The 12,503-nt window shown below is 65.6% G+C and carries 12 protein-coding genes; 2 read left to right on the top strand and 10 right to left on the bottom strand.

The annotated features are described in order from the left end of the window. Positions 1-20 precede the first annotated feature (20 nt). From BLR24_RS20130 to BLR24_RS20120, 3 genes are read right to left on the bottom strand one after another with little or no spacing between them, the layout of a single operon-like run. Positions 21-971, bottom strand: a complete 951-nt coding sequence (locus BLR24_RS20130) for a DMT family transporter (RefSeq protein WP_093020105.1) — start codon at positions 969-971, stop codon at positions 21-23. 21 nt (positions 972-992) lie between these two features. After that, complete coding sequence (locus BLR24_RS20125; RefSeq protein WP_093020103.1) at positions 993-2,606, bottom strand: gamma-glutamyltransferase family protein; 1,614 nt, start codon at positions 2,604-2,606, stop codon at positions 993-995. 12 nt (positions 2,607-2,618) lie between these two features. Further along, the gene (locus BLR24_RS20120; RefSeq protein ID WP_093020101.1) at positions 2,619-3,593 is read right to left on the bottom strand and encodes a Bug family tripartite tricarboxylate transporter substrate binding protein; all 975 of its coding nucleotides are present in this window, start codon (positions 3,591-3,593) and stop codon (positions 2,619-2,621) included. Between the two features lie 95 nt (positions 3,594-3,688). Between BLR24_RS20120 and BLR24_RS20115 the strand changes: the two genes are divergently transcribed. Beyond that, entirely contained in the window at positions 3,689-4,615 is a 927-nt protein-coding gene (locus BLR24_RS20115; protein ID WP_093020099.1) for a LysR family transcriptional regulator, read from the top strand. Between the two features lie 51 nt (positions 4,616-4,666). Here BLR24_RS20115 and BLR24_RS20110 read toward each other — a convergent pair whose 3' ends face one another. The 7 genes from BLR24_RS20110 to BLR24_RS20080 form a co-directional block, all read right to left on the bottom strand. Next, positions 4,667-6,181: a tripartite tricarboxylate transporter permease gene (locus BLR24_RS20110; protein ID WP_093020097.1), complete on the bottom strand. Its 1,515-nt coding sequence runs from the start codon at positions 6,179-6,181 to the stop codon at positions 4,667-4,669. 12 nt (positions 6,182-6,193) lie between these two features. Then, positions 6,194-6,682 (bottom strand): tripartite tricarboxylate transporter TctB family protein, encoded by a 489-nt coding sequence (locus BLR24_RS20105; RefSeq protein ID WP_093020095.1) that lies wholly within the window; start codon positions 6,680-6,682, stop codon positions 6,194-6,196. 119 nt (positions 6,683-6,801) lie between these two features. Further along, positions 6,802-8,598 carry a type IV pilus assembly ATPase TfpB gene (locus BLR24_RS20100; RefSeq protein ID WP_093020093.1) on the bottom strand — a complete coding sequence of 599 codons (1,797 nt, stop codon included), beginning with the start codon at positions 8,596-8,598 and terminating at the stop codon, positions 6,802-6,804. Then, positions 8,595-9,377 carry a class I SAM-dependent methyltransferase gene (locus tag BLR24_RS20095; protein WP_093020091.1) on the bottom strand — a complete coding sequence of 261 codons (783 nt, stop codon included), beginning with the start codon at positions 9,375-9,377 and terminating at the stop codon, positions 8,595-8,597. The genes BLR24_RS20100 and BLR24_RS20095 overlap by 4 nt, the downstream gene beginning before the upstream one ends. Beyond that, positions 9,377-9,904, bottom strand: coding sequence for a DNA-deoxyinosine glycosylase (locus tag BLR24_RS20090; protein WP_093020089.1), 528 nt, complete (start codon positions 9,902-9,904; stop codon positions 9,377-9,379). The genes BLR24_RS20095 and BLR24_RS20090 overlap by 1 nt, the downstream gene beginning before the upstream one ends. A 79-nt stretch (positions 9,905-9,983) precedes the next feature. Then, positions 9,984-10,376: a hypothetical protein gene (locus BLR24_RS20085; RefSeq protein ID WP_093020087.1), complete on the bottom strand. Its 393-nt coding sequence runs from the start codon at positions 10,374-10,376 to the stop codon at positions 9,984-9,986. A 130-nt stretch (positions 10,377-10,506) separates the two neighbouring features. Continuing rightward, positions 10,507-11,367 carry a TatD family hydrolase gene (locus BLR24_RS20080; RefSeq protein WP_093020085.1) on the bottom strand — a complete coding sequence of 287 codons (861 nt, stop codon included), beginning with the start codon at positions 11,365-11,367 and terminating at the stop codon, positions 10,507-10,509. 91 nt (positions 11,368-11,458) lie between these two features. Here BLR24_RS20080 and BLR24_RS20075 point away from each other — a divergent pair, with 91 nt between their 5' ends. Next, the gene (locus BLR24_RS20075) at positions 11,459-12,475 is read left to right on the top strand and encodes a S1C family serine protease (protein WP_093020083.1); all 1,017 of its coding nucleotides are present in this window, start codon (positions 11,459-11,461) and stop codon (positions 12,473-12,475) included. Positions 12,476-12,503: the final 28 nt, after the last annotated feature.

Below are 12,503 nucleotides of genomic sequence, written 5' to 3'. Positions count from 1 at the left end.
GCTCCTGATCTGCAGGGGCGCTAACGCCCCGTGCGTGTGAAAACAAAGATGCCCGCAATCACGAGCACCGTGCCGGCCGCGATCCACGCGGTAAACGGCTCGCCGAGTATGACGACGCCCATGAGAATGGTCGACAGCGGCCCGATCATGCCGGTTTGTGCGGCCATGGCGGGGCCGATGCGCTCGATGGCCATCATGACCATCAGGACAGGCACCGCTGTGCACAGCGTGGCATTGAGCACCGACAGCCAGATGACTTCGGGCGCCACCTGCATGGCAGCGCTCATCGGCCGCGTCAGCACGAACTGCAGGATGCACAGCACGCACGCCACGGTAGTGGCCAGACCCACGAGCCGGAGCGACCCCAGGCGCTTGACGAACTCGCCGCTGTAGACGAGGTAGCCCGCATAGCTCACGGCGCTAAGGAACACCAGAAACGCACCCCAGGCCGCCACCCCACCGCCCTTGCCGCCGCTGCCGAGCCAGAGCTCGTGCCCGAACACCAGCAGCACGCCGGCATAGCTCACGATCATGCCCAGCACCTGCGGCCGCGTGGCGCGCCGCCGGTACAGCAGCCAGCCGAACAGCAGCACCAATGTCGGGTTGAGATAGAGGATCAGCCGCTCGAAGCTGGCCGAGATGTAGGCGAGCCCCGCAAAGTCGAGAAAGCTTGCAAGGTAGTAGCCCGAGAAGCCGAGCCCGATCACGCCAAGCCAGTCGCGGAAGGTGAGCGCAGGCTTGCCGCGTCCGGCCCACCACGCCATGAGCGCGAACAGCGGCAGCGCGAACAGCATGCGCAGCATGATCAGCGTGATGGCGTCCACGCCGTAGCGATAGGCCAGCTTGACGATGATCGCTTTGCCGCTGAACGCGATCGCTCCGAGCGAGGCGAGGACGAGGCCGGCCCCAATGCTCTTTTTTGCGCCGCTTGCTGAAGAGGGAAAGCCGGTCTGTACGGCGGACTTGGTCATCCCTCGATCATCGTGTGTCCGTCAAAAGCCTGCGGCCACGCCATCGCGGCGCGGATCGCTGGCAGCGACGTAGCCCTCCACCGACGGATCGCCCGCGCGCCAGATGAACTGGCCGGCGCCGAAGTCCTGGTAGGAGTCGTCGATCACATCGAGGTGATGGCCGAGCTCGCGCAGGCCTTGCACGGTGTTCGGGTTCATCGCGGCCTCGACGTTGATCTCGAGTCCCGCGTTGAAGCGCCAGCGCGGGGCGTCGCAGGCGGCCTGCGGGTTCTGCTTGTAGTCGAGCATGCGCACCAGCGTCTGCATGTGGCCTTGCGGCTGCATGTTGCCGCCCATCACGCCGAAGCTCATCACCGGCTGTCCATCCTTGGTGAGGAAGGCCGGAATGATGGTGTGGAACGGACGCTTGCCCGGCGCCACCACGTTCGGGCTCTCGGCCTTGAGGCTGAAGCCGTGGCCGCGGTTCTGCAGGCTGATGCCGAATTCGGGTTCCACGCAGCCCGAGCCGAAACCCATGTAGTTGCTCTGTATGAAGCTCACCATCATGCCGCTCTCGTCCGCGGCCGTGAGGTAGATGGTGCCGCCCTTCACGGGGTTGCCGGCCTTGAAGTCCTGCGCCTTTTTCACGTCGATGAGTTTCGCACGCGATGCGAGGTAGGAGTCATCGAGCATTTGCGCCGGGGTCACCGTCATCGACGATGGCTCCGAGACGTATCGGTACACGTCGGCAAAGGCGAGCTTCATCGCCTCGATCTGCAGGTGCTGCGAAGCGACCGAGTCGACCGGCAGCGAGGCGATGTCGAATTTCTCGAGAATGCCGAGCGCGATCAGCGCCGCAATGCCCTGCCCGTTGGGCGGAATCTCGTGCAGCGTGTGGCCGCGGTAGTCGCGCGAGATCGGCTTGACCCATTCGGGCTGATAGGCAGCGAGGTCGGCCACCGTGAGCGCGCCGCCCTGCTCTGTCGAGAACCTGGCGAGCGCTTCGGCGATCTCGCCGTTGTAATAAGCCTCGCCCTTGGTGCGCGCAATCGCCTTGAGCGCACGCGCCGCGGCCGTGAAGCGGAACAATTCGCCCACCTCGGGCGCGCGGCCCCAGGGCATGAACGTCTGCGCGAAGCCCGCCACGGATTCGAGCACCGGCGTCGCCGCCGCCCATTTCTGCTGCACCACCGGCGGCACCAGGTAGCCGCGCTCGGCGATGTCGATGGCAGGCGCCAGCAGGTCGGCGAAAGGCAGCTTGCCGAAGCGATCGCTCAACGCCACCCAGCCGCGCACCGCACCCGGCACGGTCACCGAGTCGATGCCGCGCATCGGCGGCGTGGTGCCATCGGCGCCGTACTTGGCCTTGAAGTATTCGGGCGTCCACGCCTTGGGCGCAGGACCCGAGGCGTTGAGGCCGTGCAGTTCCTTGCCATCCCACAAGATGCAGAAGGCGTCGCTGCCGAGGCCGTTGCTCACGGGCTCGACCAGCGTCATGACGGCGGCGGTGGCAATGGCTGCATCGACGGCGTTGCCGCCCTGCTGAAGCATGCGCAAGCCTGCCTGCGAGGCGAGCGGGTGCGAGGTCGACACCACGTTGCGCGCAAAGATCGGAATGCGGGTGGAGAGGTAGGGGTTGCTGAAATCGAAGTTCATGGGGACGTCTCTTTATTCGTTGCTGATCTTGCGTTCGACGATGATTTTTTTCCACTTGGCCGCGTCGGCAGCCACCATCTTCGCAAACTGCTCGGGGGTGCCGGGAGCGGCAGGTTCGATGCCCAGGCGCGAGAGCTTTTCTTTCACTTCGGGATCGGCCAGCGCCTCGTTGGCGGCCTTATTGACGCGCGCCACGATGTCGGCCGGCAAACCCTTCGGGCCGTAGAAGCCGAACCAGGTGTTCGACTCGAAACCGGGCAGCGTGTCGGCGATCGGAGGCAGTTCGGGCGCAAGCGGGCTGCGCTTCAGCGTGGTGACGCCGAGCGCGCGCAGCCGGCCGTCGCGCACGTGCGGCATGCCCGTGGGCAGCGAGTCGAACAGCACGTCGACCTTGCCGCTGATCAGGTCGGGAATGGCAAGCGCCGTGCCCTTGTAGGGAATGTGCGTCACGAACACGCCAGCCTGCGCCTTGAAGAGCTCCGCGGTCAGCTGCACGATGGTGCCGTTGCCGCTCGACGCGTAGTTGAGCTTGCCGGGGTTCTTCTGTGCATAGGCGATCCATTCGCGCACCGTCTTGGCGGGCGAGTCGACCGGCACCAGCATGATGCTCGGCGCATCGCCCACGTGCGCGATGGGCGAGAAATCGCGCACCGTGTCGTAGGGCAGCTTGCTGGTGATGGCGGGGCCGATCGAATGCGTGCTGGTGGTGGCCAGCAGCAGCGTGTAGCCGTCGGGCGGCGCCTTGGCGGCCATGTCGGACCCGATGGCACCACCGGCGCCCGGCTTGTTATCGACGATCAGCGTGGCGCCCAGTTTTTCGCTCATCTTCTGGCCGAGGGTGCGCGCAAAAAGATCCGTGGCGCCGCCCGCCGGAAACGGAACGATGAGCCGCACCGGCTTGTTCGGGTAGCCCTGGGCCAGGCTGGCGGTCGATGCGCCCATGCAGAGCGCAACGGCAACCCCTTGAAGGAACTGGATTCGTTTCATGGTCTGAATTCTGGCCCGGTGGAAAAGCCTGCATGCTATGCAGCCGCCGCACATCAAGCCAGATAATTCCGCTTATTCAACTATGAGCGCTGTTTATGACAAGAAACGCCACGGAAGAAATCTCTCTGCAACAGCTGCGGGCGCTCGCGGCCGTTGCTGAATCGGGCAGCTTCACGCTCGCGGCGGAAACCCTGCAGCTGACCCAGCCCGCCATCAGCCACCTGGTAAAGCGCATGGAAGAAGAGCTCGGGCAGCCGCTGGTGGTGCGGGGCCGCCGCATTCGCTTGACGAGCGCGGGCCAGGTGATGGTCGAGACGGCCGTGCGTGCGCTGCGGCTCATCGATGAATCCGTGGATGCCTGCCGCTCGCAATCGCAGCTGCGCGAAGGGCGGGTGGTGCTGGCGGTGGGCCACCTCACGGCGGGCGCCCTGCTGCCGCCGATGCTCGGTCGCTTTTCGCGCAAGCACCCCACGCTCGCCACCACGCTGCTCGACAGCACGGCGGAGCAGATGATCTCGCGCATCCTCTCGCAGGAGGCCGACCTGGGCTTTGGCTCCGACATCGGCCAGAAGCACTCCGAACTGGCGACCGAACCTCTTTTCTCCGAACGCATGGCCCTGTTCGTGCGCGACGACCATCCGCTCGCGCAGCGCGTGGTGGTCGATGCCAGGCACCTGGAGGCGTTGCCCTTCATCCACGTCAATCCCGATGCCAATGTGTGGCGCTCCGTCAGCCGCCAGCTCTCGAGCGTGGCCAACGTCTATCCGCGCGTGGTGCATCACGTGTCGATGCTGTCGACGGCGTTCGGACTCATCCAGGCGGGTGCGGGCGTGGCACTGCTGCCGCGCTACGTCGAGGTGTTGATGCCCGGCAACCTGCGCGCCGTGGCCGTGACACGCCCGGTGCTCGAGTACCCGGTGGTCGCCATCCGCCTGGCCAAGCATCCCCTCAGCCCGGCGGCGATGGCTTTCCTCGCGATGGCACGGCAGCACATGAGCCCGCCACGCGCTGCAAAGCCCTGAAAAACAAACGGCGCCCGAAGGCGCCGTTTGTTAGCTAGGGTTCGCGAGGGCTCAGTCAACTTCGACGAAGGCTTCTTCACGCTTCGATTTGACGGCCGGCAGCAGCACGATCACCAGCAGCAGCGCCGCGGCGGCCAGCAGGCTGGCGGAGATCGGACGCGTGACGAACACGCTCCAGTCGCCACGCGACAGCAGCAACGAACGCCGCAGGTTCTCTTCCATCATCGGCCCGAGGATGAAGCCCAGCAGCAGCGGCGCAGGCTCGCATCCCAGCTTGAAGAAGGAATAGCCCACCAGGCCGAAGATGCCCACCATCCAGATGTCGAAGGTGTTGTTGTTGGTCGAGTAGACGCCAATGGCACAGAACAGCACGATGGCCGGGAACAGGTACTTGTAGGGCACCGAAAGGAGCTTGATCCACATGCCGATGAGCGGCAGGTTCAGGATGATCAGCATCGCATTGCCCAGCCACATCGAGGCAATCAGGCCCCAGAACAGCTCGGGGTTGCTGGTCATCACCTGCGGGCCCGGCTGGATGTTGTGGATGGTCATTGCGCCCACCATCAGCGCCATCACGGCGTTGGGCGGAATGCCCAGCGTCAGCAGCGGAATGAAGGAGGTCTGCGCGCCGGCGTTGTTGGCCGACTCGGGAGCCGCCACGCCGCGGATGTTGCCCTTGCCGAAGGGCACTTCGCCCGGCTGAAGCTTGGTCTTCTTCTCGATGGTGTAGGCCGCGAAAGCCGCCAGCAGCGCGCCGCCGCCGGGCAGGATGCCCAGGGCAGAGCCCAGTGCCGTGCCGCGCAGCACCGCGGGGATCATGCGCTTGAAGTCGTCCTTGGTCGGGAACAGGCCCGAGACCTTGGCAGTGAACACTTCGCGCTCGTCATCGGGGCGCGAGAGGTTGGCAATGATTTCGCCGTAGCCGAACACACCCATGGCAATGGCCACGAAGCCGATGCCGTCGGTCAGCTCAGGAATGTCGAAACTGTAGCGCGCCACGCCGGAGTTCACGTCGGTGCCGACCAGGCCCATCAGGAGGCCCAGCACGATCATGCCGATGGCCTTGAGCAGCGAGCCCGAAGCCAGCACCACGGCGCCGATCAGGCCCAGGATCATCAGCGAGAAATACTCGGCCGGGCCGAACTTGAAGGCCAGCTCGGTGAGCGGCGGTGCAAAGGCCGCCAGGATCAGCGTACCCACGCAGCCCGCGAAGAACGAGCCCAGGCCGGCTGCGGCGAGCGCCGGGCCTGCGCGGCCCTTGCGCGCCATCTGGTAGCCGTCAATCACGGTCACCACCGAGGACGATTCGCCCGGCAGGTTCACCAGGATCGCGGTGGTGGAGCCGCCGTACTGCGCGCCGTAGTAGATGCCGGCCAGCATGATCAGCGCCGACACGGGCGGCAGCGCATACGTGGCGGGCAGCAGCATTGCGATGGTCGCAACCGGACCGATGCCCGGCAGCACGCCGATCAGCGTGCCCAAAATACAGCCGACCAGGCAGTACAGCAGGTTGGTGAAGGTAAAGGCAACGCCAAAACCCATCGAGAGGTGTTCAAACAATTCCATTTGCGCGCTTTCTCAACCGGTGATGAAGGTCGGCCAGACCTGGATCTGCAGCTTGAGCGCCCAGATGAAGGCCACATAGCTGCCGGCCGCCAGCACGGTGGCCAGGACCAGCACGCTTGGCAGCTTGAACTCGTGGCCCGCGAGGCTCGAGATGATCACGAGCGCGTAGATCGCGATGATCATTCCCATGGCTGGCACTCCGATGCTTGGCAGGCCTCCCAGCAAGATGCCGAATGCGAGGTTGGCGCCCAGGATGAACACCACCTGCTTCCAGGCCCACTTGCCGATCTTTTCGCCGTCGGCGGTTTCAACGGTCAGGCCGCTGAACATGATTCCCAGGCCGATGACGGCCATCAGGATGCCCAGCATCAACGGGAAATAACCCGGCCCCATGCGGGCGCCGCTGCCTACGCTGTAGGTGGTGGCGCCCCATGCGAACGCCGTTCCTACGACCGTAAACATCAGTCCCGAGAAAAAGTCTTTCTGACTCTTGATTTTCACGAACAGTCTCCTCGAACAAATTTCGATGCGAGATTGTCGAGTCAGCTGGTGGTCAGCTCGATGTGGATTCCACTAACCGAAAGGCTAGGGATAACCCCCAGGGCTCGGGCCATGAGCCCTCACTCGAGCGGGGGTGTCGCGCTCAACACTTCCTCGATGGTGGTGACGCCTTCGGCCACGCGCAACGCGCCGGCCAGGCGCAGGGGCCGCATGCCGTCGATCACCGCTTGCCGGCGCAGCCCTGCGAGGTTCGGTTCCTTGGTGACCTGGGCCTTGAAATCTTCGGTGATGCTGAGCAGCTCGTACAGGCCCATGCGGCCCATGTACCCGGTCATGCGGCAATCGACGCAGCCCACGGGCTTGTAGGCGCGCACCGAGCCGGTGATCTGCCATGGCTTGACGATGGTCTCGAGCTTCTCGCGCGTGACCGTGTCGTCGGGCTGCTTGCAGTTGGGGCACAGCGTGCGCACCAGCCGCTGGGCCAGCACGCCGAGCATCACGGCATTGATGAGGTACGAAGGCACGCCGAGTTCCATCAGCCGCGTGATGGCGCTCGGCGCGTCGTTGGTGTGCAGCGTGCTGAACACCAGGTGCCCGGTGAGCGCGGCCTGCACCGCCATCTCGGCCGTGGCAAGGTCGCGGATTTCGCCCACCATGATGATGTCGGGGTCCTGCCGCATCAGCGCGCGCAGGCCTTCGGTAAAGCCAAAGTCGAGCTGCGGCTGCACCTGCGTCTGGTTGAACGAGGGCTCGATCATTTCGATCGGGTCTTCCACCGTGCTCACGTTGACTTCTTCGGTCGCCACGCGCTTGAGCGTGGAATACAGCGTGGTGGTCTTGCCCGAACCCGTGGGCCCGGTCACCAGGATGATGCCGTTGGGCCGCGTGACGAGCTGCTCCCAGCGATGCGCATCGTGCTGCGCGAAACCGAGCGCGTCCAGGTCCTTCACGGCCGTGTCGGGATCGAAGATCCGCATCACCATCTTCTCGCCGAACGCGGTCGGCAAGGTGGACAGGCGCATCTCGACCTCATCGCCGCGCATGTTGCGGGTCTTGATGCGGCCGTCGAGCGGACGCCGCTTCTCGACCACGTCCATGCGGCCCAGCAGCTTGATGCGCGACACCATCGCGTTCATCACGCCCATGGGCATCTGGTAGGCGGGGTGCAGGATGCCGTCGATGCGGAAGCGGATCACGCCCTGCTCGCGGCGCGGCTCCAGGTGGATGTCGCTCGCGCGCTGGTCGAACGCGTATTGCCAGAGCCAGTCGACCACCTGCACCACGCTCTGGTCGTTGGCGTCGAGCTGCTTGGTGCTCTTGCCCAGTTCGACCAGCTGTTCGAAGCTCGCACCGCCGGTGTTGCCGCCGGCCTTCTGCGCGGCGCGCACCGACTTCGCAAGCGCAAAGAACTCGGCCGTGTAGCGCTGGATGTCGGTCGGGTTGGCGACCACGCGGCGCACCGTGCGGCGCGACTGGCGCTCCACTTCGGCGATCCAGTCGGTGAGAAATGGCTCGGCGGTGGCCACCACCACTTCATTGGGCAGCACCTGCACCGGCAGCACCTTGTGGCGCTCGGCATAGGCTGCGCTCATGGTGTCGGCCACCTTGCCCACATCGACCTTGAGCGGATCGATGCGCAGGTAGGTGAGCCCCGCACGCACGGCAAGCCACTGCGTGAGCATTTCGAGATCGAGCGGCTTGCCATCGCTTTCGCGGGTCATCGCCACGTTGGCGAGCCGCACCAGCGGCGCCTGCCGGCTCTGGGCCTGGGCGCAGCGCGCAATGGTGCGCTTGGCTTCCACCGGGGAGATCACGCCATCGGTGGCGAGCCATTCGATCAGGCGGCGCAGGTCGAGCGGGCCTTCATGGCGCGGGGCCAGCGGGGCGGGGGCGGAAACGGCGGGAACAGCGCTCATGGGCCGGAGGGTCGGGTGAGAGTGGGATTCAGCGGTTTGAAGACACGCAGCCATTTAGGCGCGGGCAGGCCCCATCGAGTCTGGATCGTTTGGGCGCGCTCGGCAAGGGCTTCACGCTTCGGCCGGCTCGGCGTGCGCTGTGCCAGCACCACCGTGTTGCCTTCGCGCGTCGGCTTGAAGGCCCAGACCGCATCGGGCCCGAACGCGCCGGCGATTTTGTCCAGGCTGCGCTCGTAGCTCGACGAGCGGCCGAAGAGGTTGACCGTCATGCAGCCGTCTTCGGTGAGCAACGCGCGGCAATCGGCGTAGAAACCTTCGCTGTCGAGCACCGGCGCGGCGGCTTCATGGTCGTACAGGTCGACCTGCAGTGCGTCGACCGTGCCATGCCATTCGGGCTTGCGGATCTCGAGCGCCGCATCGGCAATGACCACGCGCAGCTTCGGGTCGTCGGCCGGCAGCTTGAACCAGCCGCGGCAGGCCGACACCACCTGCGGATTCAGTTCCACCGCGGTGGTGCGCATGCGCAGGGTCTTGCGGCAGAACTTGGTGAGCGTGGCCGCGCCAAGGCCTAGCTGCATCGCATGGCGGTTTGCCACGCTCTTGGGGTCGGCGAACAGCAGCCAGGCCATCATGCGCTGCACGTATTCGAGCTCGATCTCGAAAGGCGCATCGAGCTTCATGGAACCCTGGACCCATTCGGTGCCGAGATGCAGGTAGCGGATGTCGCCCCAGTCGGAAAAATTGACTTCGGGAAGAACGGGAGTTTTGCTCGTGGCCATCAAAGAAGGTGGTGGGCGACAAAGACCTCACGCCAGGCTGCGAGCTTGCGCTCGAAGCTCCACGACGCGTTGGCGGGGCTGGTGGAAGGCAGCTGGTAGACCGGCACGCCCAGGGTGCGCGTGTGGCGCGCATGCTTGAAGCTTTCGCCGCCGTTGTGCGCAATGGCCGCCAGCCGCGGCAGGTGCAGCCCCGCGATGTCGTTGGCCACGGGTGCGCGAATGGCGGAGTCGAGGCTGCCCTCGCGCTCGCAGGCGCCATACACGTCCCACACGCCCAGGCCGCGGTCGAGCAGCCACTTTTTCTTTTGGGGATAGCTGTCTGCGCCCATCGGGAGCGGGTGGTGGGGCCAAGCGGCTTGCAAGATTTTCCAGAACTGATTTTGCGGATGCGCATAGTACTGCTGCAGCTCGAGCGAGCGGACGCCCGGGAAGCTGCCGAGGATCAATACGACGGTCGCGGGCGAGACGACGGGGGCAAGGCCCGTCAGCACTGCGTTGCCGGTTTCGGATGCGGCTGGTGGTTTCATGAATACGCGCTATCTTGGCACTGTCGATCACCCATGAAAAAACCCGCCGAAGCGGGTTTGTGCTGAAGGCGAAAGCCGATTATTTCTTGGCGGCTTCATTTTCGGCGGTGCCGGGCACCTTTTCGCCGATGGCCTTGCCGGTGCTGCGCATGCCGTCGGCGGTCTTGTGGCCGGCCGTTTCAACAGCGTCGCCGGTCTTGACGGCCACGTTCTTGGTAGCGTGGGTGGCCTTCTTGGTGGTGCGCTTGGTCGCGTCCCAGGCCTTCTTGGTGCCGCGTTCCGTGGCGGCCACGGCCTTCTTGGTCGTGGTCTTGGTCGCATCGACCGCGTCCTTGCCGGCTTCCTTCACCTTTTCAGTGGTGGTGGGTTCCGCAGTTGCGGGCGCCGCGGTTTGCGCCACGGCAGTAACGCCGATGGAGGCCAGCGCGAGGGCGAGGACAACGGGCACGGTGCGAATGAAAGATCTGCTCATGTGAAGACTCCTTTTGGATGAAGTGTTGGAGTGACGGAGTTGCCACTGATCAAGCAACGCCACTTCGAACACCAAGGATGACAGTAAAAAAGCACGCCCCGCTTGCGCAACCGCAAGACGAGACATCGGCCTACGCGCGGTGCGGCCTGGCTTCCGACAAGGGGAGAAGACTTTGGAGCGCCGGCAGCGCTTCAAGCGCATTCGCGGTGGTGGCCAGGGCCAACTCGTCGACTCCGATGCCGCGCAAATTCGCCACCACTTCGGCGATGCGCGGCAGTTCGCCGGGTTCGTTGCGGCCCTGCGGCTGGCCGGCCGCGCGCTGTGCCTGCGTGCGGTAGATCCAGTGCGGCTGGATGTCCGGCGCATCGGTTTCCATCACCATGGATTCGAGCGGCAGCCTGGCGGCCAGCCGCCGCAGCTGCAACGCGCGCTCGAAGGTCACGGCGCCGCCGAAGCCCAGCTTCAGGCCGATGTCGATGCAGGCCTGGGCCTGCTGTTCGCTGCCGTTGAATGCATGGGCAATGCCCCGCCAGGGCCGGCCAGCCGCGGTCTGCCGCAAATGCTTGAGCACCTTGTCGACCGAACGGCGCACGTGGATGAGCACCGGCAGATCGTATTTGCGCGCGAGTTGCAACTGAGTGTGAAAAAAGTGCTCTTGCTTGTCGCTGTCGAGCCCCGGCACGAAGTAGTCGAGCCCGATCTCGCCGACCGCGACCAGCCGGGGATCGTCGCGGCGCGCGGCGAGTTCGGCGTCCAGCGTTTCCAGATCCGACTCTTGCGCGTCGCTGGTGCACAGCGGGTGGATGCCGAGGGCGTACGCATCGCCTTGCATCCGCGCCAGTTCGCGCACCGTGGCAAAGTTGAAGACGGCCACGGCAGGAATGACACACAGTGCCACGCCCCGCTCGGCAGCCCGTGCACGGATGACCGGCATCTCTGCACCGAATTCGGGCGCATCGAGGTGGCAGTGGGTATCGACGAATGCAGCCATGGCGAGATGATGCCCGAAGGGATGCAAGGCAGAAGAAAGCGTGCTACTGTGACTCCCTGATCACCCGTCATCCCTTGCCGGAGGTGTCCCGATGCGCAGGCCCGCTTTGTACAGCCGTTCGCCCGGCACGCAGCCGCAAGCGGCTGACTCCACGGCCGACCCGGCTGCCGTGCCAACGCCCGAGGGCGCAGGCAACGGCGCGCCGCCCGCCTCTCCAGACTCCCCCGTTTCCGCAAAACCCGCCAAGGCCGGCTGGCAGCCGGGACGGCGCAGTTTTGCGTTCACGGTGGCGCTCAGCGCCGCACTCGCTGCCGGCGGCGCCACGTGGTGGCCCCGGCACAACGCGAAGGCGCTCACGCAGAAGGACATCGACGCGGCCGTGCTGCGCACGCTGCAGACCCACACGCTGCCCTCACCGGCCGCAAAGGCCGCCGAAATCGTGCGGCCCTCCGTCGTACGCGTGGTCGGCTATGGCCCCGAGAAAGCCACGCCCGAAGCCAAGATCCAGAAGCGCGGGCGCAACCTGGCCAAGGGCAAGCCGCCCGAAGCCGACGCACCGCCGGGCGAAGTCGAGCGCGGCGTGGGCACCGGGGTGGTCATCGTCGACAAGGGCGTGATCCTCACCAACCTGCATGTCGTGGCCGGTGCCGAGACCATCAAGGTGACGTTCGCCGACGGACTCGAAGCCGTCGCCACCATCACCGGCGTGCAGCCCGAGAACGACCTCGCGGTGCTGCAGGCCCAGAAGATTCCCGACGACCTCATTCCCGCGGTGATGCGCTCGACCGCCGACCTGCAGCCCGGCGACCAGGTGGCCGCCGTCGGCTTTCCGTTCGGCATCGGGCCCTCGGTATCGGCCGGGGTGGTGTCGGGCCTCAAGCGCTCATTCCGCTCGCCCGAGGGCAAGCAGGAGCTCGGCAACCTGATCCAGTTCGACGCGGCGGCCAACCCCGGCAATTCGGGCGGCCCGCTGATCAATATGGACGGCGAGGTGCTCGGCATCGTCACCGCCATCCTGAACCCGACGCAGCAGCGTACCTTCATTGGCATCGGATTTGCAGTGCCGATTGAAAACGCGGCCTCGGCCGCCGGTTCGCCGCCGTTCTAGAACCGCCCCGCCCTTCGATCGTTTATCC

The sequence above is a fragment of the Variovorax sp. OV700 genome, from assembly GCF_900099805.1.
Classification (GTDB): Bacteria; Pseudomonadota; Gammaproteobacteria; order Burkholderiales; family Burkholderiaceae_C; genus Variovorax.
The sequence above is the reverse complement of the archived record's forward strand: the minus strand, read 5'-3'. Positions and strand labels throughout refer to the sequence as shown.